We start from the raw sequence: 23,611 nt of genomic DNA, 5'->3' as shown, positions 1-23,611 counted from the left end.
AGACTATCGTTTATTTGATTCCGATACACACATTATATCTGAACCAGCTTATCTTATTCAACACCTTGCTAGTATAACACAAGCTGCATTATAATTCCAATAATAAGTTTGATTTCACAGAAATTCCACAAACGCTCACGATCAGAAGTCCTTGCTCCTGCTCTTAAGATCTCTCTCCATCTCGCGCTTCATATCCTTCTTGGCGATATCCTCACGTTTGTCGTAGAGCTTCTTACCTCTTGCCAGACCTATCTCCATCTTGACAAGTCCATCTCTGATATATACCTTGAGCGGCATAATGGTATAACCCTTCACCTTCTGCTGTCCGATGAGCTTGTTGATCTCGTACCTGTGGAGCAGCAACTTTCTCGTCCTGAGCGGATCTTTATTGAATATATTCCCCCTCTCATATGGGTTGATATTCATTCTGTACACATACACCTCGCCGTGGTCTATTCCGACAAATGCTTCCTTGATACTGCAGTGTCCCTGTCTTATGGACTTTACCTCGGTTCCCACAAGCTCTATTCCGGCCTCAAACTTCTCTTCTATAAAATACTCGTGATATGCCTTTTTGTTATTTGCGATGAGAGTGTTTCCTCTTTCCTTTGACAAATGTATCCTCTCCTTTATATACAATACTGAAATCTATCGACTTCGTCATCTTGTCTGTATTCTTCACCTTTATCTGTATAGGATCACCGATGGCATATTGTTTGCCCGTGTCCTCACCTATCATAGCATAATCTTCCTGAGAAAAATAGTAATAATCGTCGCGCATATCTGCCACGTTCACAAAGCCTTCCACCGTATTCGGCAGTTCCACGAACATTCCCCGGTTTGTAACTCCCGAGACAAATCCGTCATAGACCTCGCCAATGTGAGCTGACATATATTCCACCTTCTTGAGCTTCTCCACATCACGCTCAGCTTCCTCAGCTCTTCTCTCCTTGCGCGAATTGTCATCAGCCACCCTGTCAAGTATCATGCTGTAATGTTCTATTCTCCTCGAGTCAAGTCTGCCATGTATGTTCTCCTTTATTATACGATGGATCTGCAGATCTGGATATCTCCTTATAGGAGAAGTAAAATGACAGTAATACTTACACGAAAGTCCAAAATGTCCTGTGCACTCCGTTGAATACTTCGCCTGTTTCATGGTCCTCAGCGCCATCCTGCTCACAAGATTCTCATAAGGCTCACCCTTTATCCTGTCAAGCAGCTTCTGGAATTCTTTCGGATGTATATTCTCCTTTGATGCCTTAAAGTACATTCCAAAATTACTTATAAGGAGCGCCAGCTGCTCAACCCTGTCTGCATCAGGTGTCTCATGGACTCTGTACTCAAATGGTATATCCTGCCAGAAATAATCCTCAGCAATCGTCTCATTTGCAGCAAGCATAAAATCTTCAATGATCTCATTGGATCTGCGTCTCTCATATACACCTATTGATACAACTTTGCCGTCGGAGTCTATCTTGATCTTCGATTCGTCAAAATCAAAATCTATTGAGCCTCGCTTTCTTCTGTTAGCTCTGAGAAGATCCGACACATGAAGCATCATCTCGAACATAGGCACAAGCTCCTCATATTTTCTGGTCTCCCCTGGATCGTGATCCTCGACAATTGCAGACACACTTGTATATGACATTCTACGGTCCACATTGATTACAGTCTCACATATCTTATGTCCTACTATGTGGCCCTTCTGATCTATGTCCATAAGGCAGCTCAGCGCCAATCTGTCCTGCCCTTCATTCAGCGAACAGATACCATTTGACAGCTTGTGCGGAAGCATAGGTATTACCCTGTCCACGAGATAACAGCTTGTACCTCTGTTAAGTGCCTCTTTATCCAGAGGGGAATTCTCCTTTACATAGTGGGTCACGTCAGCTATGTGCACACCAAGCTTGTACATTCCGTCCGCCTCATAGAGTGTTATGGCATCGTCCAGGTCTTTTGCATCCTCGCCATCTATCGTCACTGTCTGAAGATGTCGGAGATCCGTTCTGCCTGCCATCTCCGATGCGCTGACAAAATCAGGGATCTGTGAGAGGCTGTCCATGACCTCGTCAGGAAAATCGACTGGAATGTCCAGAGCTCTGACCACAGACAGCACGTCACTCTCCGGATCATTTATATGTCCAAGTATCTCTATAATCTTTCCCTCCGGAGACTTCACTTTGTCTCCATAACTGATGATCTCCGCCACAACCTTATGTCCAGCCATGGCGCCCATGGAATTTGCCTTGGATATAAATATGTCTCCATCTATTTTCAGATTGTCAGGTATGACAAATCCAAAGTTCTTATTCTTCTGATAGACTCCGACAACCTTCTTTAGTCCACGCTCAAGTACCTTTATAACCGATGCTTCCTGCTTCATTCCCTTCGGTCTGTCCTCCGCACGTATGAGGACTGTATCACCGTGGAACGCTCCCATGGTATTCTTCTCAGGGACAAAGAAATCCTCCTTCATGCCCTCAACGCGGACAAATCCAAAACCTCTCTGATTGCCGATAAATGTTCCCTTGTATGTCCCTTCTCCGACCTTCTGATATCGTCCTTTTGCCGATCTGATGATCAGTCCCTCCTCTGTGAGGTCATTCAGTATATCGAGAAATGTCTGTCTCTCATCTCCCGGAACCTGAAGGAATGTACACATCTCCTTGAACTTCATAGGCGGATAATCATCATCGCATATAAATTCATATACCGTCTGTTTTCTTCTGTTGTATAACTCCAAATCCTTATTATCCATAACAAACCCTTTCTATATACATTATGCCCGCATCCCTACCGCACAAATACATTGCATAATGAGCAAAAAAATGCTTACATATATCAGTTAATATATGTAAGCATCAGAAATCATTATTAGTTGAAAAGCTTTGAGTCAAGCAGTAATGCAAGTACAAAGAAGAGAACTGTGAGAACTGCTGTTATCTTCTTAAGTATCTCCTGCTTTGAGCTTCCCTTATTCTTGCTCCAGTAGGAATTGTCAAATCCGCCGCCTGCTCCTGATATGGAACTTGTAAGGCTCGCATCCTTTCCTTCCTGTGAAAGAACCACTATTGCTAATACTATACATACTATAACATAAATTACCATTAATATTGTCTTCAGCATCTTAACACCTCCGTTTCCGAAAAAATGGTGTGTGTATAATTTTAACACCAACTTGAAACATAATAACACAACAAAATAATATATTCAATAACTATTTTCTTCGTTTTCTGTAAAACTCCGCAAATACCAGCATTGCGATACCTATTATCGAACAGGCAATACCTGCGCCTGCATATTTCACATGGAATTTCATCTCAACAACATTCTCACCCTCAACAAGACTTATAGAATACAGGCTGTCTACCACCTTATCCGGCTGTACCTTCTGGCCGTTAACTTTGACTGTCCAACCATCACAGTAAGGAATAGATGTGAATAAACTCTGTCCTTCCTTGGCATTTACAACAAATTCTGCGCTGCCATTTTCTATATCCATCACATCAGGGGTATATTTCTCAAGCTCCTCTGCTATGCTTTTCAGCAAATCCAGATCAAGAACATAAAACTGCTCTGCTCCATCATCCAGATCTAGCTTCATCTTTGAGTGAAGCACAACCTTGTAGTAATCACGATCCTCATTTACAGGAATATTGAACACTGACGGCGAAAGCCATCTGGCATATCTGATCCTGTATATTCCATTGACATTCAGCTTTGCGTTAAACAGACTGTTCCATGGGATATTGCCATAAGCGATGTAATTGCCTTCCAGGATCTCCATCTTGTATACACGCTTCTTCGCTTTACTTACAACCGTCTCGTACTTTAAAGGCTTATAGATCTCAACCTTTCTGCCGAGCAGCTCGCTGTAGAGCTCATTTTGATATTCAAACGGATTGCCGTTATATTTTGCCGCTGTATATTTGCCTGAATCATATACAAATGCCATAGGCAGGCTGTATGGGTTCTCGTATACACCGGCTCCATTTGCATTGTCTGCAATATCCTCTACTTTATTCATGCCCTCCAGAGCATAATCAGATACGATGTATCTGACTCCCAGCAGTGAATCAGTTCCAAGCACCGGCATGTTGACAACACTTAGGTTATCGCCTTCGCTCCTGTATCCCGTGTCCACAAGGAAGTTCAGCACTGTGCTGTCAGCGGTTGACACATACGATCCTATCGCCCAATACCCATAACCAAACGACTCGTCATAATTTGCTCTGACATTGTTCTTATATTTAAAATTATCATCCGTATCTTTGCCATTATTGTTTTTCTTTTTTTCGAGTGATCTTGTCGCCCTTGATCTGGTCTGGCTGATCCTGTATGTATCGGAATCATATTCTTTCAGATCATTTATAAGGCCTTCCATAGCCGTCTCATACTCAACAAAACTCTCACCGTTGTCGATATGGATATTGTCCATTTGCAACATCACGCTGTATCCTGTCTCAACAGTCAGCACTGCACACAGAATGACCGTAAATATAATTCCGAACACTCTTCCGGCTCCTACGTTTTTCGAAAGCCTGCTTACGAGTGCTATCAAAACGGCTACCCCTACAATAAGCGCATCGGTCAGCCATACAAGTTTGTTATCCTGGACTCCATGCAGATAGTTTACACCAAGCATAGACGCACTGAATATCGCACTTGCAATGATAACCCGCCATTTCACAGCATTCAGATCCTCCGAGAGGAAAAATTCAGCGGCAAAGAATAATATGCAGAATATTCCAACATGTGAATATCTGTACCAATATGATCCAACCTCTTTGAACAGAGAAAATGCCATGCACAATGGATTCCAGTAAAACATGAGCAGCATTACCACAAGCGTGACAAATGCTAATATCTTCTGCTTTACATTGTGTTTCTTACCGATGAAGATTCCAATAAATCCTATCAGCGCCAGACATCCGCAGTACAGAGACACGCTTCCCTTCTGACTCTGTGCGCCAAGCGAATATCCGTCTATCACAGATGAAACATCACCGATAAATGACATGTCGAGCAGAGAGCCGAAATCAAGACTTCCTCTTACACTGTAACGCATCGCACCTATCGTCGGAAGGAACAACACCCCACTGATCAGAACTCCCGCCAGCATTGAATATATAAACCGTCCAAGTTTTCCGGCAAAATCCTTTATGACAGTCTTCTCAGCCTTAGTATCCCCACTGTACAATCTTGAATATGCAAATTCAAACAAAAACCAGAAACAGGCAAATACACAGTTGATTCCGCCCATATACCAGTTGAACAGAACTGCCAATGCAACTGATACGGAAAGCATAACAGGCCTGCCACCGTTAACCACTCTGTACACGCCCAGCATTATGAGCGGTAACATATAGAAGCCGTCAAGCCACATTATATTACATGCCTGGGCGATTCCATACTGACTCACTGCATAGCTCACCGCCAGAAAAATGATAAGTGCCTGCTTTTTCACAGAACCATCATTCCACTCTTCAAATCTCCTGTTGAGATAAAATGTAAATGTCGCCGCCGCACAGGCAAGCTTTAACGTTATGATCACATGTACGAACAATACAAGCTGGGATTTGTCGAATAACAACAGCAATAAATTGAACGGGCTGGAAAGATAATAACTGAATACTCCTATGCAGGCCCCTCCTATAGATTTGCTGAAAGAATAATCTATATTATTTTTGCCGTCAAATACATCCTTCAGATATGCCAGAAAATCAAGATACTGAAAATCAGCATCCTTGGATGCGAGTGAGTGTACTCCGAACGGCACATACTTTTTTATATAAAACAGAAGCCACAGCAGGCAGAATGTGATAATGCCCGCTGTAAGCATCTGAATAACGAGCTGTTTTCTCTGTTCTTTCTCCATCGTATTCTTCTCCAGATTATTTAGTTTTAATATAATACTACACAATCTGTGAAAATACTATATAGATTAAAAATTTTTAATGAAAGAATTTCTAACTTTTACATACTGATTTATAACATATACCTACTTCGTATATCGAAACCATGATTCAGCGGTCCACTGCCCGATCCCAGATCCAGCATGGCCGCCAGGGCACCGGATATATATTGTTTGGCCATTCTGACTGAATCACTTACATCATATTCCTTTGCGAGATTTGAAGCGATCGCACTTGAAAGCGTACATCCTGTGCCATGTGTATTCGGATTATCAATACGCTCACCCGAAAACCAGGTGATGTTCTCTCCGTCAAAAAGCATATCATTTGCATCATTTATGCTGTGTCCACCCTTTACAAGGACAGCGCAGCCATACTTTCCGTATATACATCTGGCGGCATTCTCCATATCAGCTACGCTCTTCACCGATATACCAGTGAGCGCCTCAGTCTCAGGTATGTTTGGCGTTATGAGCTTTGCAAGTGGGAACAGTTTACCGGTCATGACCTCCACCGCATCATCGCTTATAAGCTTAGCACCACTGGTCGCCACCATCACAGGGTCAAGCACGACATTCTCCGCATTGTATCTGGCAAGTCTGTCAGCTATCACATCAATAAGTTCAGGAACAGATACCATTCCTATCTTGACCGCTTTCGGCCGTATATCGGTAAACACCGCATCTATCTGGGCGCCAAGTACATCAGGGATAACGTTCATGATAGCAGTCACTCCTGTGGTATTCTGAGCCGTGAGGGCTGTGATCGCACTCATACCAAATACGCCATTTGCCTGCATGGTCTTGAGATCCGCCTGCACACCTGCGCCACCTGAAGAATCACTTCCGGCTATGGTGAGGACAGGCACAAGACGGCTTCTGTCAGAATTTATACTGCACAGCATGTCATCCATACTCTTAAAATAATGATCACAATGTGCTATAAGATCTCCCTGTCTGTCCCTGCTGGATTCGTCATAGAGACCGACCACAACAAATCCTCCGTTCTGTGCTGTCTCCGCCGCATGATATGCGTCCTCGAATACAAATGTATCCGAAGCCGGAGTTCCCATAAACTCAGCCGCCATCTCATATATCTTAGGTGAGGCTGCCTTGCCCACGCCCACCTCAGAACATGTAAATATCCTGTCAACATACTTCATAAGTCCCGTCCGCACAAGTGCTGCCTCAACATGGCATCTGTCTGTGGATGTTGCAACAGTGACCGGGATATCATATCTCTTTAAGAACCTCAGCAGTTCAGGCACACCTGACTTCGGCTCAACTTTATTTGCATAGAAATCGCGCACAGTCTCATTGATACCGTCTATAATCTCCTTCGCGCTGAGTTCAAGTCCATAGTGTTTCTGCATATATTCTGCGCCCTTCATCATGGTCATGGTGAAAAGCACCTTCTCAAGATCAGGTTCTGCCTGTATCCCCTGTCCCGCCAGATACATCTCTCCGGCATGATCCCACATAGGCATAGAGTCAAGCAGAACCCCATCCATATCAAATATCGCACCTTTTATATCACTGATAACTATTTTTTTCATGTACACCTCTATATCATATATTTAGTCAGGCATCAAGCATATTCTCTACAGAAACCTTGAGCTCCTCTGTGGCCTTCTGTATGTCCTTTTGTCCGAATATGGCACTTATAACTGCCACACCGCATATTCCGGAGCCCGCAAGCTCGGCCACATTATCCTTTGTTATGCCGCCTATGGCAATGACCGGTATGGACACCGCCTCACAAATGGCCTTGAGAGTTTCATGGCTCACATCGTCTGCGTCATCCTTTGAACCTGTTGTAAACACTGCTCCTACACCAAGATAATCTGCGCCGTGCTTTTCCGCTATAATCGCCTGTTCGACAGTCTGTGCAGACACTCCAAGTATCTTGTCAGGGCCGAGTATCTTTCTGACGTCCATGGCCTCCATATCACTCTGTCCCACGTGTACACCGTCAGCATCTATATCTTTTGCTATGCTGACCTCGTCATTGATGACAAATGGAACTCCATATTTCTTACAAAGCTTCTGTATCTCCTTCGCCTCAACGAGGAAGTCTTCTCTGTCGAGCTTCTTCTCCCTGAGCTGTACAAATGTTGCACCGCCGTCAAGTGCCTTCTTTACCTGGTCATACAGAGCCTCTTCCCCAAGCCAGTGTCTGTCAGTTACTGCGTAGAGCAAGAGCTCTTTCTCACTGCAATTTATCATACTATCCGTCCTTCCTATATGTTTCGATCCCGATCTGATGCAGATCCAGGCAATTATTAGACTTCCGTCAATTATCTTATTTCGAATTTTGCGCCCTGTTCAAGTGTCTCACCATCCATATTGTATATTGCGTCGATTATCCTGTTCCTGTATGTTGAGTTACCCTCAAACTCATGCAGGTGGGAATATCCTATTTCTCCTGCAAGTCCCATGACCATGACAGCCGCGGCAGCAGCCTCAAGCTTGTTGTCCTGATTTGCCACAACATATGCTGTCATCATTCCTGAGAGCTGGCAGCCTGTTCCAGTGATCTTACCCATCTCAGAACGGCCGTTTCTGATTACATAACATTTCTCGCCGTCCGCAACAAGGTCTATTGCGCCTGTTACAGCTATGATAGATCCCGTTTCAGCAGATAGCTTCTTGACAAATGTCACTGCATTATCAAGCGTATCCTCCGTAACCGCATCTGCCACATCGGCATCAACACCCTTTGTGCTGCCGGAACCATATGCCAGAGTTTTGATCTCAGAGATATTTCCTCTTATAACATCAAATCTAATCTCCTTCATAAGTCCAACAGCCGTATCAGTTCTGAGCTTACTTGCTCCTGCTCCAACAGGATCGAGAAGTACAACATGTCCAAGTTCATTTGCCTTCTTCCCTGCCAGGTACATTGATGGAATAGTGTTCTTGTTAAGTGTTCCTATGTTGATATTCAGACCACCACATATGCTTGTGATATCCTCCACGTCACCCTCATCATCCGACATGATAGGACTTCCACCGCACGCCAGAATGACATTTGCCACATCATTTACAGTTACATAGTTTGTTATATTGTGTACCAGAGGTACATTCTTTCTCACATTTTCAAGGCACTCTTTTATCATGTTTTTCTGTCTCCTTTATATATACTCTGTTGTTTATCTGCTAATCTTTTTTGACGAAAAGCGGCCATACCATAAGGCACAGCCGCTTTTCTTATGCTGTATGTATCCCTACGCCGGCGCTGATCCAGGTCAGACCTGATCTACTCCTGGGCAGGAGGTACATCAGATGTACAATGCATACACTTTGTTGCTTTGATATCTATCTCACCCATACAGTATGGGCACTTTCTTGTGAGAGGCGCTGCCTCCTCTTTCTTCTTACCAAGATCCATGATCGCATTGATCCCCTTCATGATGACAAATATAACAAATGCCATGATTATGAAGTTGATAACTGCTGAAATAAACGCTCCATACTCGATATACTGTCCTGTATGGAATATCTGAAAATGTCCACCAATCTCTGCTCCACCGATGCTGTTGATTATTGGTGTGATGAAACAGTCTGTAAAAGATGTAACCAATGACTGGAACGCTCCACCAATGATAACACCGATTGCAAGACTCATCACATTTCCCTTAAGGGCAAACTCCTTAAACTCTTCCAAAAACTTCTTCATATGTATCCTTCCAACTGAATACAGCACCGATCATAACAATCTTATATTATAATTCGGTGCCGTATCTTTTATTTGTTGTTTCTCGCGCGATTGATATGACATATATCTACATTTGCTGTCATCGCTCATCGCACATCATCTTTTTTACTTTCTTACAATAAGTGACTTGCCTGTCATCTCCTTAGGCTGAGGAAGTCCCATAACCTCAAGAAGTGTAGGTGCGATATCTGCAAGACATCCGCCCTCACGAAGCTCTACATCTTCACCATAGTTGTAAAGGATAAATGGTACAGGGTTAGTTGTATGAGCTGTATGTGGAGCACCGGTCTCATAGTTGATCATCTGCTCTGCGTTACCATGATCAGCACAGATAAAGAGAACACCATCAACCTTATCAATTGCCTCTACAGCAGCGCCAACGCACTTGTCAACTGTCTCTACAGCCTGGATAGCTGCTGGGATAATACCTGTATGACCAACCATATCAGGGTTTGCAAAGTTGATGATGATCACATCATACTCGCCACCAAGGATAGCTGCATTGAGCTTCTCGCTTACCTCTGGAGCACTCATCTCAGGCTGAAGATCATATGTTGCTACAGCAGGTGACTTTACAAGGATTCTGTCCTCATTCTTGTTAGGCTCCTCAACACCGCCGTTAAAGAAGAAGGTTACATGAGCATACTTCTCTGTCTCAGCAAGTCTGAGCTGCTTGAGACCCTTAGCTGCAAGGTACTCACCGAATGTGTTGTCAATCTCTTCCTTCTTGAATGCTACAAGCTTGTTAGGTATTGACTCGTCGTAGTCCTTGAAACATACATATGTGAGTGGCATGCGGCCATTTGCTCTCTCAAATCCATCAAAATCATCACAGCAGAATGCTCTGGTGATCTCGCGGGCTCTGTCTGGTCTGAAGTTAAAGAATATAACTGAATCATTTGGCTTAACAAGTGATACAGGCTTACCATTCTCTGTGATTACTGTAGGAAGAACGAACTCATCATATACTTCCTTGTCATATGACTCCTGCATAGCTGCAACCGGGTCCTCAGCCTGAACGCCCTCACCTGTCACAAGTGACTTGTATGCAAGCTCTACTCTGTCCCATCTGTTATCTCTGTCCATTGCGTAGTAACGGCCTGACATAGATGCAACCTTACCTACACCAATCTCCTTCATCTTTGCGATAAGCTCCTCAAGGTATCCCTTACCTGATGCAGGCGGTGTATCTCTTCCATCGAAGAATGGATGAACGTATACGTTCTCAAAGTTCTGCTTCTTGCAGAGCTCAAGGATCGCATAAAGGTGTGTATTGTGGCTGTGAACACCACCATCTGAGAGAAGTCCCCAGAGATGAAGATCTGAATTGTTCTTCTTGCAGTTTTCTATTGCAGCAAGCATCTCCTCGTTCTCAAAAAAATCTCCATCAGCGATTGCCTTTGTGATTCTTGTAAGCTCCTGATATATGATACGGCCTGCGCCGATATTCATATGACCTACCTCTGAATTGCCCATCTGACCGTCTGGAAGTCCTACAGGAAGTCCTGAAGCTGCGCCCTGCACAAATGGTGCTGTAGCCATAAGTTTGTCCATAACAGGTGTCTTTGCAAGTGCTACTGCATTACCCTCTGTCTTGTCACTGAGACCATATCCGTCGAGGACCATTAAAACTACTGGTTTCTTACTCATAATTTTTCTCCTTTTTATTTATTCCGGCTAAATGCCTCTTAATCATAATTCACTCATTTGAGATTATACTTATATAATGCCTATTTTTCAAGTTCAAATCCAACTCAAGTCACAGGTCAATATCCAGTTCAACCGGGCAGTGATCAGATCCCATGATATCAGTGTGTATCTTGGCATCGACAAGCTTGTCCTTCAAACTCTCAGATGTGAGAAAATAGTCGATACGCCAACCTGCATTCTTCTCCCTTGCCTTAAATCTGTACGACCACCATGAATATATATTTTCCTGATCCGGATAGAAATATCTGAATGTGTCGATGAAGCCATCATCTAGAAGCACCGTCATCTTCTCTCTTTCCTCATCAGTAAATCCCGCATTCTTCCTGTTTGTCTTTGGATTTTTCAGATCTATCTCATTGTGAGCCACGTTCATATCGCCGCACACTATAACAGGCTTATTCTCCTCAAGCTTTTTCAGATATGCTCTGAAATCATCCTCCCACTTCATCCGGTAATCAAGCCTTGCAAGCTCGTTCTGTGAATTTGGTGTATATACAGTCACCATGTAGAAGTTCTCATATTCAAGTGTTATGACACGACCCTCATGGTCGTGTTCATCTATGCCTATACCTTTTGTTTCACTCAAAGGTTTCTCTTTTGTGAAAATAGCCGTACCTGAATATCCCTTCTTATCCGCATAGTTCCAATACTGATAATATCCTGGCATATCAAGTGTGAGCTGTCCCTCCTGCATCTTGGACTCCTGTATACAGAATATGTCTGCATCTATGCTGTTAAAAAAGTCCATGAAGCCTTTACCGGCGCATGCCCTTATTCCATTTACGTTCCATGAGATAAGTTTTTTCATAAATTTATATACCATTTTATCCTTTCATTATTATTTGGGGAAAATCATGTTTTATTTTAACATGTCGCCTACTGGCTCCATGCAGGCATTCGCATTATGACGGCTTGCGCAAGCGCATCCGTCGCAATGCTCATTATATCATACAAACACCCATTCTAACTGTCAAATCATTAAAAAAATTCACCAAAATCCTGCTATGGCCACAACGAAAAAAGGCAGCGACGATTCGCCGCTGCCTAAGGGTATATATTATTTTTTAGGGGTCAAATTTAATTTTTTACAAATGATACATTTGATATAGAAACTGTATGTGCTCCAAGTGTGTATCCTTCAACATATCCCATTGAGAAGAATAATCCGGCACCTGTATCAACAGTGATACCATCTGTGAAAACTTCTTCCTTAGGTGTAATTGTGAGTGTTATATCTTTAGCCTCACCAGCTGTAAGAACTACATCTTCACCGCCATGCCATGCATATCCGGCTGAAGGAGTCATAACAGCAACCTTCACAACTCTATCAACATCAGAAACCAATGTACATTTAAGAGTATATGACTCGCCCTGCTCAAGAGATAATCCCATCTGCTTAAGCTGGATGTTCCAGTCTGCCTCACCCACGTTTTCAACACTGTATGTGATCTTTCCATCTCCAGCCTCAAATGTGGCATCTCCAGGAGCAGTTACTGCATTTTCCCAACCGGCAAGGCTACCATCCTCACTCATCTCAAATTCTGAATTTGTGATAAGATTCTTGCCTACAGGCACATCTATCTCTGGAGCTGAAGTCTTTTCAAGAACAATATTGTCAATACAGATTCTATGCTGATCAGTAATTGCCGAACCATTTTCTCCGCCTGCGCCAAGTGCAATATTGAAAATACTCTCTTCGTCTGTGTCACAGGCCATCTGGAATGTGTTTGAAACAGTCATATATTTCTGATCAGCCTGATCGTATGCATCAAGCTTTACTGTTTCCTGAACATATGGTGTCCAGTCCTCTGCACCTGTACTATCCTTATGTGTACTTCCATCCCTCTGTATCGCATACTGAACAGTTCTCGACACAGAACTCTTTATATCAAATGAAAGCTTGTACCACTGACCTTTCTCAAGCTTGATATTATTCTGCTTGAGCTGTATCTTCCAGTTTTGGTCACCTGAATTCTTTATTGTGAAGTCAGCAGCATTGTCCTCCTTCTGGCTGTCCACAACAGACTCTGCATCCGCACTGCTGTCTATATACACATCATATCCAGCAAAATCTGCTGAAAAGTTCCCATTGAGAAGAAGTGAATCCTGCATTATCTTCACATTGTCTAACAGAACTTCTCCACTGTTACCAAAATCAATGCTGATTGAACTGTCAGTCACTTCTTCTCCGGTCTCAAACTTGTAAACATAATTCTTAATTCCTTTATCCAGAGTTACAGCAAACTTTGAATCTCCTGTAGTGATAATTATATTCTTTCCCTCAGTTGCAGTCTCAGCATCAAATTTAAGTACATACTTTGTATTTGGGGCATACGCAAGCTCATCCTGTGATAATACGAAGTTGCCATCTATACTCTCATCCAATGACTTGTATGAAAATCTTCTTCCGTCAGACAGACCTGTCACCTTATACTCAGCACCGCAATTGTTGCTGACTGTCCAATATCCAAGTCTTCCTGTTCCTTCCTGAAATTCTCCATTGTAAACTAGGTTTCCATCAGCGAGGATCGTCTTCTTGTCAACTATCTCAGTCTGATTTGTCTTTACCAGCTTTACATTTGCAATATGTACACCAGCCACGCTTCCCTGATTGCCGAAGTTGAATTCTATTCTTCCCTTGTCATCAGATGAATCAGTCATCGTATACTCATACTCAAATGTCTGTTTCTCTGTTGTCATATCAAATTTTGTATCCTTAAGATATCTTCCCCATGATCTGGTTGGCGCTGAGACATCAATTATGCCTGTTCTCGCCTCATCCGCCCACGCATCAAATGAAAGCTTGTATGTGGCACCTTTTTCTACAGGAATATCAGGCTGTACCAACTGTATGCTGTAATCAACCGTTCCTGCATCAATTGTATTTATGTTGATTGTATTGTTCTCGATGACCGCTGTTCCTTCGCCGCCATTCTGCGCCATAAAAATCCAGTTTTCTGCATCTCCCAGATCCTCGGTCTCACTAAAATCACCATTTATTACATAATTGCCATTTTCATCCGGATCACGAATTATAACTTCACGCTCTGGCTTTGTCACATTTTCGTCATAAGACTCCTTCTGGTATACTCTCACATAATCAACATATAAGCTCTCACTGTTAATATAATCTGCATCTGCATCCGGATTTCCTGGCCAATTGCCGCCAACTGCAAGATTGAGTATTACATAGAATGGCTGATCAAACGGTGCCGGATAAGTAACTGTACCTTTTCCGGCAGTTGTAGAATACCAGTCATTTTCCTCATGCATCTTAACTCCATCTACATACCACGTAATTTTTCCAGGCTCCCAGTCGCATGTAAATACATGATAGCTGTCCGCAAATGACTTTCCATTTGAAAGTGTATATTTTCCCTGTGACTCTGAATGCGGATTGCCATAGTGAATCGTTCCATAGGTTGTATATGTATTGTCTCCAAGAACCTCCATCACATCTATCTCACCACATCTAGGCCACTGTCCATACAGACTCTCATTTGTAGGCATCATCCATGCTGCAGGAAGATAGCCCTTACCTGTAGGTACCTTTGCTCTGAACTGTACTCTGCCATACTTGAAATCCTGCTTATTCTGTGTGTTTACTCTTCCCGATGTATATGATATAGAACCATCCTCATTCACTTTTTTCTTTGAGCTTATAATAAGTGTGCCACTCTTGACTTTTATATTATCTTCAGAATCAACATATGACTGAAGCTCATTATTGACCCAGCCAGGCTCATGGAGTTCAACATTCCAAATATCACGGTTGAGCTCTGTTCCGTCAAATTCATCATGCCATAAAAGTTTATACCCCTGCGACTCGTATTTATTTTCTACAGTCACCTTCTTATTTACAGTCACTTTACATGTTGCTTTCTTTCCTGAACCGTCAGCAGCTTTTGCTGTGATTGTAGCTGTACCTGGTGCTATAGCCTTCACAACGCCTTTTGCTGAAACCGTTGCAATCTTTTTATTGCTCGATGTCCAACTTAACGTCTTGTTGGTTGCCGATGCAGGAGCAACAGTAGCTGTAAGAGTTTTACTGCTTCCCTCTGTGATAGTGAGTGTTGCCGCTGAAAGCTTGATAGAAGTAACTGGCTGTTTTACTGTAATCTTACATCTTGCATATTTGCCACTTCCATCCATAGCCTTCGCAGTTATATATACTCTTCCAACCTTAACTGCTTTTACAACACCTTTCGAGGAAACTGTTGCTATTCTTTTATCTGATGATGACCACTGAATTCTCTTATATGTGGCATTCTTTGGAGCAATTGAAGCTTTTAACGTCCTGCTGGTTCCTTTAAACATGTTCACAGCCTTTGCAGACAATTTAACAGTCTTCGTAGGAACCCCAACATAAACATTAAACCTATACATTACCTTTGGGTTTGCAGCACTCTTCACTGCTACAACCGCTTTTCCTGATTTTACCGCTTTGACAACACCCTTGTTATCTACTGTAACTATCTTCTTATTTGATGATACATATGTTACCTTTTTGCTGATCTTACCTGTAACTACAACTCTAGGTTTCACCCGAAACTTTGTACCCTTTTTTAGTACAAGTTTATTTGTGACAAGATTTGTCACAGTTACAGACTTTACCGCAGCTTTTGATGTTCTAGCACTAACGTCTGATGGACACAGAGTGATCAACATACAAACTACAAGTATCATAGCCACAAGCTGTTTTAACCTTCTCATAAAATACTCCTCTCCAAAAATAAAATAATAATATTTACGACGTCGCATCTTTATAAAGTATTTTGATAATAACATCTTATACATTTGCCATATATCGTTTTATTGCTTTTTATATAGTTTACATGATATATTATAGAGGAGTTGTAAAGTAAGACTTTTATAAACTTTTGATAACATATAAATTTTTACCCTGACACAATTTACTGGAAAGGATTTATACACATATGAAATACTCAAAGGAAATATTCTACCAGGAATTTATAAGACGCGAAGATTCAACCAATAGAGCGCCCTATAACCCTGAACTTGAATTTTACTCAATAATACAAAATGGAGATATAGAACAGGTTAAAGAATTGTGTAAAGCCTCACCACTTAAGGATAAAAAAGGACTCGGCTTACTATCTGAAAAGCCGGTCAACAACATAAGATATCATTTTGTCATAACAACAGCCCTTGTTGCAAGATACTGTATTGAAGGTGGTCTCGATGTGGCAACTGCTTACAATCTCAGTGATTTTTATATAAAAAAGTCAGATACAATGAAGTCTGTGGAGGATATATCTGAATTACATGCGTTCATGTGCATCGACTATGCAAAAAAAATGCGAAACCTTAAGAAAAATTCCATATGCTCCAAACCGGTCGCAGAGTGCATAGACTACATATACGATCATCTGCATACTAGGATCACTGTTGAACTTCTGGCAAAACGTGTCAATCTCACCCCGTCATACCTGTCAAGGCTGTTCAAAAAAGAGACCGGAGATAATATCGGACATTATATAAAAATGCTAAAACTTGATACTGCAAGGAACATGCTCATATACTCTGATTATAGCCCTGCCCAGATAGCACAGACTCTCGCATTTCCAAGTCAGAGTTATTTTACCGAACAGTTCAGATTACATACTGGTCTAACACCTGCGAACTATAGAAATATAAATTTAAGGCAAACCCCATTTCATAAAAACAATACTTAGTTCCTGAAATATACCTCCTTGTTTTTCTAAGCGTAAACAAAAGGGATTACCTTGTGATAAAGCACTTGATAATCCCTTTCAATATTCTATATCAGATTTAATCTAAAACTAATATATTTTGGCCTGTTTAAAATTACTTTCCGGCATTTACAACCTGACCGAAATCAGCCTTGAGTGAAGCACCGCCGATAAGACCACCGTCGATGTCTGGCTTTGCAAGGAGCTCAGCAGCGTTGCCAGCGTTCATAGAACCGCCGTACTGAATTCTTACCGCCTCAGCTGTATCTGTATCGTAGATCTCAGCGATGAGATCACGGATTCCCTTACATACTTCCTGTGCCTGATCTGATGTAGCTGTCTTACCTGTTCCGATAGCCCAGATTGGCTCGTAAGCGATAACCATTGACTTAACCTGATCTGCTGTTACGCCAGCGAGATCTGACTTGATCTGAAGACGGATCCAGTCCATAGTAACACCGAGCTCTCTCTGCTCAAGTGACTCACCACAGCAAAGAATAGGTGTGATACCAGCCTCAAATGCCTTCTTAACCTTCTTGTTGAGAAGAACATCATCCTCCTTAAAGTAATCACGACGCTCTGAATGTCCGATGATAACGTACTTAACACCAGCATCAACAAGCATTGCTGCTGAGATCTCGCCTGTGTAAGCTCCGCTCTCCTCGAAGTACATGTTCTCTGCACCTACAGCTACGTTTGTTCCCTTTGTTGCCTCAACAACTGGTACGATATCGATAGCTGGTACACAGTATACTACATCTACGTCATCATTCTTTACTAAGTCCTTTAACAGGTTAACAAGCTCAACAGCCTCGCTAGGAGTCTTGTTCATCTTCCAGTTACCTGCAATAATCTTCTTTCTTGCCATTGTAATCTACCTCTTATATTTGTATTTTTTGATGAGTACCGGCCTGAACCGGCACCCACCAGTATAATCTTTATATCTCAGCGATATACAAATTACTTGTCGTTAGCTGCTGCTACGCCCGGAAGCTCCTTACCCTCAAGGAACTCAAGTGAAGCTCCACCACCTGTTGAGATGTGGCTCATCTTTGAACCGTAACCAAGCTGGTTAACTGCTGCTGCTGAATCTCCACCACCGATGATTGTTGTAGCATCTGTATCAGCAAGTGCTGCTGCAACTGCCTTTGTACCGGCTGCAAGTACAGGGTTCTCGAATACACCCATAGGTCCATTCCAAACAACTGTCTTAGCTGTCTTAACTGCGTCTGAGTAAAGCTCGATAGTCTTAGGTCCGATATCGCAGCCTTCCTTGTCTGCAGGCATCTTGTCAGCGTCAAATACCTCTGTCTTGATGCTTGGATCGTCGATAGGGTTAGGGAAATCCTCGATCATAACTGTATCAACTGGAAGAAGAAGCTTCTTGCCAAGGCTCTCTGCCTTTGCCATCATCTCCTTGCAGTAATCGATCTTAGAATCGTCTACAAGTGACTTACCGATCTCATATCCCTTAGCCTTAAGGAATGTGTAAGCCATACCACCACCGATGATAAGTGTATCGCACTTCTCAAGAAGGTTTGAAATAACGTTCAGCTTGTCAGCAACCTTAGCACCACCGAGGATAGCTACAAATGGTCTAACTGGGTTCTCTACTGCATTGCCAAGGAAGTCGATCTCCTTCTGCATTAAGTAACCAACTACTGCTGTGTCAACAAGTCCAGCAACACCAACGTTTGAGCAGTGAGCTCTGTGAGCTGTTCCGAATGCATCATTTACAAATACATCACAGATGCTTGCAAGATCCTTAGAGAAAGCCTCTCCGTTCTTTGTCTCTTCAGCTCTGAAACGTGTATTCTCAAGAAGGATTACATCTCCGTCCTTCATAGCGTCAACTGCAGCCTTAACTGTGTCGTCAACAACCTCAAGGCTTGGTACAAACTTAACCTCCTGTCCAAGGAGCTCTGTAAGTCTCTTAGCAACTGGTGCAAGGGTCTTAGTCTGCTTGTCTTCCTCAGTCTTAACCTTTCCAAGGTGTGAGCAAAGAATAACCTTTCCACCATCAGCAATAAGCTTCTTGATTGTTGGAAGAGCTGCAACAAGTCTGTTCTCGTCTGTAATCTCTCCGTTCTTTAATGGTACATTGAAGTCGCATCTGCAAAGCACGCGCTTGCCCTTAACATTGATATCATCTACTGATTTCTTGTTTAATGACATTTCTAATTCCTCCTAAATAATGTTATAGAACAGAAAACTATAAGTTGTCCTCTGCCCAGCTACCTACCCGCTCTTATGCGGGAACATAGAAACGCATAATTGCTTCCTACGAAGAAAAAAGGGCCCGGTCCTTGGAGACCGGACCCTCTATTAGGTCTAATAAATACTTTTAAATGAGCTTACATTATAAAAGCTAATTATAGCTTGAAATAACTTATGCTAACTCTGCGAAGTACTTGATTGTTCTAACCATCTGGCTTGTGTATGAGTTCTCATTGTCATACCATGAAACAACCTGAACCTCATATAAATCATCAGCGATCTTTGATACCATTGTCTGAGTTGAATCAAATAATGAACCATATCTCATACCGATAACATCTGATGAAACGATTGGATCTGTGTTGTAACCGAATGACTCTGAAGCAGCAGCCTTCATTGCAGCGTTGATTCCATCAACTGTTACATCAGCACCCTTAACAACTGCTGTAAGGATTGTTGTTGAACCTGTTGGAACTGGAACTCTCTGAGCTGATCCGATAAGCTTGCCATTTAACTCTGGGATAACAAGACCGATAGCCTTAGCAGCACCTGTTGAGTTAGGAACGATATTAGCAGCACCTGCTCTAGCTCTTCTTAAATCGCCCTTTCTGTGTGGTCCGTCAAGTATCATCTGATCGCCTGTGTAAGCGTGGATTGTTGACATGATACCAGACTGGATTGGAGCATAGTCATTAAGAGCCTTAGCCATTGGTGCAAGACAGTTAGTTGTACATGAAGCTGCTGAGATGATCTGATCATCAGCTGTTAATGTATCCTGGTTAACTGAGAATACGATAGTCTTAAGATCATTACCAGCTGGAGCTGAGATAACAACCTTCTTAGCACCTGCGTTGATATGAGCCATTGACTTCTCCTTTGAGCAGTAGAAACCAGTACACTCAAGAACTACATCAACACCGATCTTACCCCAAGGAAGGTTGTTTGCATCTGCCTCCTTGTAGATTGTAAGAGTCTTACCATCAACTGTGATTGTGTTAGCCTCATCATCAGCTGAAACTGTGTGAAGGTTCTCACCGATCTTGCCACAGTATCCACCCTGTGCTGTATCGTACTTGAGAAGATCTGCAAGCATTGAAGGCTTTGTTAAATCGTTGATTGCAACAACTTCATAACCCTCTGCACCGAACATCTGTCTGAATGCAAGACGACCAATACGTCCAAAACCGTTAATTGCTACTTTTACTGCCATTTTTTATTCCTCCTAGGTTTTTGAAATATAATAAAAGTATTTATCAATCTGCTACGCGGGAACGTAGCAAATAAATCGTGTTAAATACACAAGCTAATCATACATTCTTTAGGTATAAATTTCAAGCCTTAATCTCATTTTTTTAGTTATCATCTATCCAAAATAGACAAATTTGTTTTAACAAATTATACTAATGGGCTGAGACTATAGAAAAAATGTTTCTTCTACAATTTGATAATAATAAGATTACTCAACAGCTTTACTTTATATATTTTTTTCAGTGTTTTATGTTATAATATGAAACGCAATGATTATAAACGGAGGTATACAGAAAATGATCATCTGTGATTCGCATATACATTCGGAGTTCTCAAGCGACTCTTCCGCTCCACTGGACAGTATAATCCAGAAGGCAATACAACTTGGAATTCCAAAGATCTGTCTGACAGATCACCACGATATAGACTTTCCTATCAATCCGGAGGACGGTTTTGACTTCCAACTTGATTTCGATTCGTACTTTGCTGCGATAGACGAAATACGACACAGATACGGAGATCGGATTGACGTGAGAAGCGGCGTGGAACTCGGTCTCATGAATACGGTTGCCGGCAAGGCAAGGGACATTGCTGATAAATACAAAAATGAACTGGACTTTATCATAGGATCATCACACCTTGTCAGGGGCCTCGACCCATACTATCCAGCTTACTATGAGGGACGTACAGAGATAGAAGGTATACGTGATTACTTTGAGTCCATTCTTGAGAATGTGACTCTGATAGATGACTTTGACGTATATGGTCATCTTGACTACGTAGTAAGATACTGCCCATCAGGCGAGAAGATCTTTAGGATGGCAGATTATAATGATGTGCTTGAACAGATTTTCAAAATAATCATCTCAAAGGGAAAAGGTATAGAGATCAATACCGGAAGCCTGTACAAGAATATGAGTTACGCACATCCTCACATGGATATCCTGAAACTCTACAAGGATATGGGTGGCGAGATCATCACAGTGGGATCTGATGCACACAAGCCCGAATATCTGTGCTATGATTTTGAGACATATGCAAGGGATGCCCTCACATCACTCGGCTACAGATACTACTGTACATTCAAGAACAGAAAGCCAGAATTCAATCCGCTGTAAAAAAAAATTGCAAAATATCAATTTATATACTTATAAATATAAAAAGATGGAACACATACGCCAGTTCAATGGCTTATATGTTCCATCTTTTTTATACCGTAAATTCAATTCCGGCAGTCACCTGACTGCTCTATTTGTTTCATATCTCATTATGTATTGTTTCCTGTATAGTACGGACTATGTGGTATATCATGAATGTCTGTTTTTCTCATTTTTTCAAGATAATCGCCTCCGGCGCCATCCAGATCACCATATATCGCATTTGGGCAATAACTGAGGAGCATGTCAAGGACTTTCTTTTTTCTCTTTCCGGTCACAAGTCCTCTTAAATTAATATATACATTATTTTCATGATTTCCAGTATACATACAGTAATATTCCAATTTGCCTCTTCGCATACTCGTATATACATATGTTATAAGATACACATCCCATCTGTACGCAAGGTTGTATCTCATTGTCTTTGATGCGATAACCTCATGTGAAGCCATAATGTATTTATTCTCATAGATAATATCACCATACAATTTGTCTGCCATTTCAAACACACTGCCACCATGATTTTTATTCTCTCGGTTGAGCAACTTCTCCGGAGTCCGTATCATCCTAATGCCATCCCATATGCATATAACCGAAATTACAGTCAGAAAAATCAATGGCCCTGTGAAACTATTCAATTCAAACTCTCCATTATGTATCATGGAGCATATAGTGATTATCATAAAAACAAAAATCACTGAAAAGATACCAAACAATATCCATCCACGCACTTTGACGTCTTTGCGCAAAACTTCTCTGCCTGTATCACCCATACGAAATCTCCTTATGTCAGACCATCACCCTTTGTAAAACCCTGTCAACAGATGCTTCCTCCGCCAAGCACATGATCATCTTCATAGAACACTACAGCCTGTCCCTTTGTCACAGCTCTTACCGGCTCGTCAAATACTGCTTCTACCAGATCTTCATCTATCTTTCTGATGGTACACATACTTCCCTTATGATTGTATCTGATCTTCGCCTTGACATGCATTGGCTCCGTGAGATCCTCTATGGACATAAAGTTCAGTCTGTTGCATATCAGCCTTTCTGAAAATACATCTCCGTTCTCTCCTATAACAACCTGATTTGTCTCAGGTATGATGTCCACCACAAATACCGGATGCCCCATCGCAAGTCCAAGTCCTTTTCTCTGTCCTATGGTGTAGTGTATGATTCCCTTATGTCTTCCGATCGCATTGCCATGTATGTCTACAAAATCTCCCGGAACCGCCTTAAGTCCTGCTTCATTCTCAAGATAACCGGCGTAATCTCCATCTGGCACAAAGCATATATCCTGGCTATCCGGCTTGTGAGCCACCATAAGTCTGTGGTCCTCTGCAATTTTTCTGATCTCAGGCTTGCTGTACTCTCCAACCGGCATGAGTGTCCTGGCGAGCTGCTCCTGGGTGAGATTGTAGAGAGCATATGTCTGATCCTTCTCTATTCCCCTGGCCTCCTGGAGAGTATATCTGCCATTTGGAAGCTGTATGATCCTTGCATAGTGTCCCGTAGCAATATAATCGCCCCCGATGGCCATGCATCTCGTAAGCAGAGACTCCCATTTTACATATCTGTTGCATGCAATACATGGATTCGGAGTTCTTCCGCATTTGTATTCGTCCACAAAATAGTCTATTACGTACTTCTTGAATTCTTCCTTGAAATTCATAACGTAATACGGAATATCGAGCTGCGATGCCACACGCCTGGCATCATCCACAGCAGAAAGTCCGCAGCATCCGGCATGGGCACTCACCACGTCCCTGTCCTCATCCTGCCATATCTGCATGGTAACTCCTATTACATTGTAGCCCTGCTCCTTGAGCAAAAGTGCGGCAACCGACGAGTCGACTCCGCCTGACATACCAACACACACTGTCTTCTTATCTGTATCGACCAAATTTTTTCCCTCTTTATACATAGTTAT

The 23,611-nt window shown here is 42.2% G+C and carries 18 protein-coding genes; 2 read left to right on the top strand and 16 right to left on the bottom strand.

From position 1 onward, the window contains the following. Positions 1-141 precede the first annotated feature (141 nt). The 11 genes from smpB to DWW60_RS00825 form a co-directional block, all read right to left on the bottom strand. Positions 142-615, bottom strand: coding sequence for an SsrA-binding protein SmpB (smpB, locus tag DWW60_RS00875; protein ID WP_022216414.1), 474 nt, complete (start codon positions 613-615; stop codon positions 142-144). Further along, on the bottom strand, positions 578-2,761 hold the full coding sequence (rnr, locus tag DWW60_RS00870; protein ID WP_055144369.1) for a ribonuclease R: 2,184 nt from the start codon (positions 2,759-2,761) through the stop codon (positions 578-580). The genes smpB and rnr overlap by 38 nt, the downstream gene beginning before the upstream one ends. Before the next feature lie 116 nt (positions 2,762-2,877). Continuing rightward, positions 2,878-3,129, bottom strand: coding sequence for a preprotein translocase subunit SecG (gene secG, locus DWW60_RS00865; RefSeq protein WP_015534991.1), 252 nt, complete (start codon positions 3,127-3,129; stop codon positions 2,878-2,880). Positions 3,130-3,220: 91 nt separating this feature from the next. Further along, positions 3,221-5,881 carry a YfhO family protein gene (locus DWW60_RS00860; RefSeq protein ID WP_117874201.1) on the bottom strand — a complete coding sequence of 887 codons (2,661 nt, stop codon included), beginning with the start codon at positions 5,879-5,881 and terminating at the stop codon, positions 3,221-3,223. 110 nt (positions 5,882-5,991) lie between these two features. Then, a complete protein-coding gene (thiD, locus tag DWW60_RS13835) occupies positions 5,992-7,473 on the bottom strand; it encodes a bifunctional hydroxymethylpyrimidine kinase/phosphomethylpyrimidine kinase (RefSeq protein WP_117874200.1) in 1,482 nt (493 codons plus the stop codon). 25 nt (positions 7,474-7,498) lie between these two features. Continuing rightward, on the bottom strand, positions 7,499-8,143 hold the full coding sequence (gene thiE, locus DWW60_RS00850) for a thiamine phosphate synthase (RefSeq protein WP_330417728.1): 645 nt from the start codon (positions 8,141-8,143) through the stop codon (positions 7,499-7,501). A 71-nt stretch (positions 8,144-8,214) separates the two neighbouring features. Next, positions 8,215-9,036, bottom strand: coding sequence for a hydroxyethylthiazole kinase (gene thiM / locus DWW60_RS00845; protein WP_117874199.1), 822 nt, complete (start codon positions 9,034-9,036; stop codon positions 8,215-8,217). 140 nt (positions 9,037-9,176) lie between these two features. Beyond that, positions 9,177-9,596: a large conductance mechanosensitive channel protein MscL gene (gene mscL, locus DWW60_RS00840; protein WP_015534993.1), complete on the bottom strand. Its 420-nt coding sequence runs from the start codon at positions 9,594-9,596 to the stop codon at positions 9,177-9,179. Between the two features lie 144 nt (positions 9,597-9,740). Continuing rightward, positions 9,741-11,285, bottom strand: a complete 1,545-nt coding sequence (gene gpmI / locus DWW60_RS00835) for a 2,3-bisphosphoglycerate-independent phosphoglycerate mutase (RefSeq protein ID WP_015534994.1) — start codon at positions 11,283-11,285, stop codon at positions 9,741-9,743. A 109-nt stretch (positions 11,286-11,394) separates the two neighbouring features. Next, entirely contained in the window at positions 11,395-12,153 is a 759-nt protein-coding gene (locus DWW60_RS00830) for an exodeoxyribonuclease III (RefSeq protein ID WP_055144946.1), read from the bottom strand. Between the two features lie 269 nt (positions 12,154-12,422). Then, positions 12,423-16,058 (bottom strand): carbohydrate binding domain-containing protein, encoded by a 3,636-nt coding sequence (locus tag DWW60_RS00825; protein ID WP_158565866.1) that lies wholly within the window; start codon positions 16,056-16,058, stop codon positions 12,423-12,425. Between the two features lie 224 nt (positions 16,059-16,282). Here DWW60_RS00825 and DWW60_RS00820 point away from each other — a divergent pair, with 224 nt between their 5' ends. Beyond that, positions 16,283-17,041 carry a helix-turn-helix domain-containing protein gene (locus tag DWW60_RS00820; RefSeq protein ID WP_022216405.1) on the top strand — a complete coding sequence of 253 codons (759 nt, stop codon included), beginning with the start codon at positions 16,283-16,285 and terminating at the stop codon, positions 17,039-17,041. Positions 17,042-17,174: 133 nt separating this feature from the next. Here DWW60_RS00820 and tpiA read toward each other — a convergent pair whose 3' ends face one another. From tpiA to gap, 3 genes are all read right to left on the bottom strand, one after another. Next, a complete protein-coding gene (gene tpiA, locus DWW60_RS00815; RefSeq protein WP_004852916.1) occupies positions 17,175-17,927 on the bottom strand; it encodes a triose-phosphate isomerase in 753 nt (250 codons plus the stop codon). Between the two features lie 92 nt (positions 17,928-18,019). After that, positions 18,020-19,234, bottom strand: a complete 1,215-nt coding sequence (locus tag DWW60_RS00810; protein WP_022216404.1) for a phosphoglycerate kinase — start codon at positions 19,232-19,234, stop codon at positions 18,020-18,022. 214 nt (positions 19,235-19,448) lie between these two features. After that, positions 19,449-20,486 (bottom strand): type I glyceraldehyde-3-phosphate dehydrogenase, encoded by a 1,038-nt coding sequence (gene gap, locus DWW60_RS00805; RefSeq protein WP_004852921.1) that lies wholly within the window; start codon positions 20,484-20,486, stop codon positions 19,449-19,451. A gap of 334 nt (positions 20,487-20,820) precedes the next feature. Between gap and DWW60_RS00800 the strand changes: the two genes are divergently transcribed. Further along, positions 20,821-21,642 carry a histidinol-phosphatase HisJ family protein gene (locus DWW60_RS00800; protein WP_243002888.1) on the top strand — a complete coding sequence of 274 codons (822 nt, stop codon included), beginning with the start codon at positions 20,821-20,823 and terminating at the stop codon, positions 21,640-21,642. Positions 21,643-21,791: 149 nt separating this feature from the next. Here the strand turns inward: DWW60_RS00800 and DWW60_RS00795 are convergent, their stop codons facing one another. Together DWW60_RS00795 and mnmA are read right to left on the bottom strand one after the other, a co-directional pair. Then, on the bottom strand, positions 21,792-22,247 hold the full coding sequence (locus DWW60_RS00795; protein ID WP_147341840.1) for a hypothetical protein: 456 nt from the start codon (positions 22,245-22,247) through the stop codon (positions 21,792-21,794). Positions 22,248-22,498: 251 nt separating this feature from the next. Beyond that, a complete protein-coding gene (mnmA, locus tag DWW60_RS00790) occupies positions 22,499-23,605 on the bottom strand; it encodes a tRNA 2-thiouridine(34) synthase MnmA (RefSeq protein ID WP_055144347.1) in 1,107 nt (368 codons plus the stop codon). Positions 23,606-23,611: the final 6 nt, after the last annotated feature.

It is taken from the genome of Coprococcus sp. AF16-22 (assembly GCF_003461545.1).
Taxonomy (GTDB): Bacteria; Bacillota; Clostridia; order Lachnospirales; family Lachnospiraceae; genus Coprococcus; species Coprococcus aceti.
This window is presented reverse-complemented; position numbering and strand designations above follow the sequence as displayed.

Bases quoted from the DNA above. Each gene is read 5' to 3' on its own strand.
- DWW60_RS00795 (WP_147341840.1), bottom strand. From the start codon at position 22,247: ATGATACGGACTCCGGAGAAGTTGCTCAACCGAGAGAATAAAAATCAT.
- mscL (WP_015534993.1), bottom strand. From the start codon at position 9,596: ATGAAGAAGTTTTTGGAAGAGTTTAAGGAGTTTGCCCTTAAGGGAAAT.
- thiD (WP_117874200.1), bottom strand. From the start codon at position 7,473: ATGAAAAAAATAGTTATCAGTGATATAAAAGGTGCGATATTTGATATG.
- mnmA (WP_055144347.1), bottom strand. From the start codon at position 23,605: ATGTATAAAGAGGGAAAAAATTTGGTCGATACAGATAAGAAGACAGTG.
- DWW60_RS00800 (WP_243002888.1), top strand. From the start codon at position 20,821: ATGATCATCTGTGATTCGCATATACATTCGGAGTTCTCAAGCGACTCT.
- gpmI (WP_015534994.1), bottom strand. From the start codon at position 11,285: ATGAGTAAGAAACCAGTAGTTTTAATGGTCCTCGACGGATATGGTCTC.
- thiE (WP_330417728.1), bottom strand. From the start codon at position 8,143: ATGATAAATTGCAGTGAGAAAGAGCTCTTGCTCTACGCAGTAACTGAC.
- DWW60_RS00820 (WP_022216405.1), top strand. From the start codon at position 16,283: ATGAAATACTCAAAGGAAATATTCTACCAGGAATTTATAAGACGCGAA.
- DWW60_RS00810 (WP_022216404.1), bottom strand. From the start codon at position 19,234: ATGTCATTAAACAAGAAATCAGTAGATGATATCAATGTTAAGGGCAAG.
- gap (WP_004852921.1), bottom strand. From the start codon at position 20,486: ATGGCAGTAAAAGTAGCAATTAACGGTTTTGGACGTATTGGTCGTCTT.
- tpiA (WP_004852916.1), bottom strand. From the start codon at position 17,927: ATGGCAAGAAAGAAGATTATTGCAGGTAACTGGAAGATGAACAAGACT.
- rnr (WP_055144369.1), bottom strand. From the start codon at position 2,761: ATGGATAATAAGGATTTGGAGTTATACAACAGAAGAAAACAGACGGTA.
- thiM (WP_117874199.1), bottom strand. From the start codon at position 9,036: ATGATAAAAGAGTGCCTTGAAAATGTGAGAAAGAATGTACCTCTGGTA.
- DWW60_RS00830 (WP_055144946.1), bottom strand. From the start codon at position 12,153: ATGAAAAAACTTATCTCATGGAACGTAAATGGAATAAGGGCATGCGCC.
- DWW60_RS00860 (WP_117874201.1), bottom strand. From the start codon at position 5,881: ATGGAGAAAGAACAGAGAAAACAGCTCGTTATTCAGATGCTTACAGCG.
- secG (WP_015534991.1), bottom strand. From the start codon at position 3,129: ATGCTGAAGACAATATTAATGGTAATTTATGTTATAGTATGTATAGTA.
- DWW60_RS00825 (WP_158565866.1), bottom strand. From the start codon at position 16,058: ATGAGAAGGTTAAAACAGCTTGTGGCTATGATACTTGTAGTTTGTATG.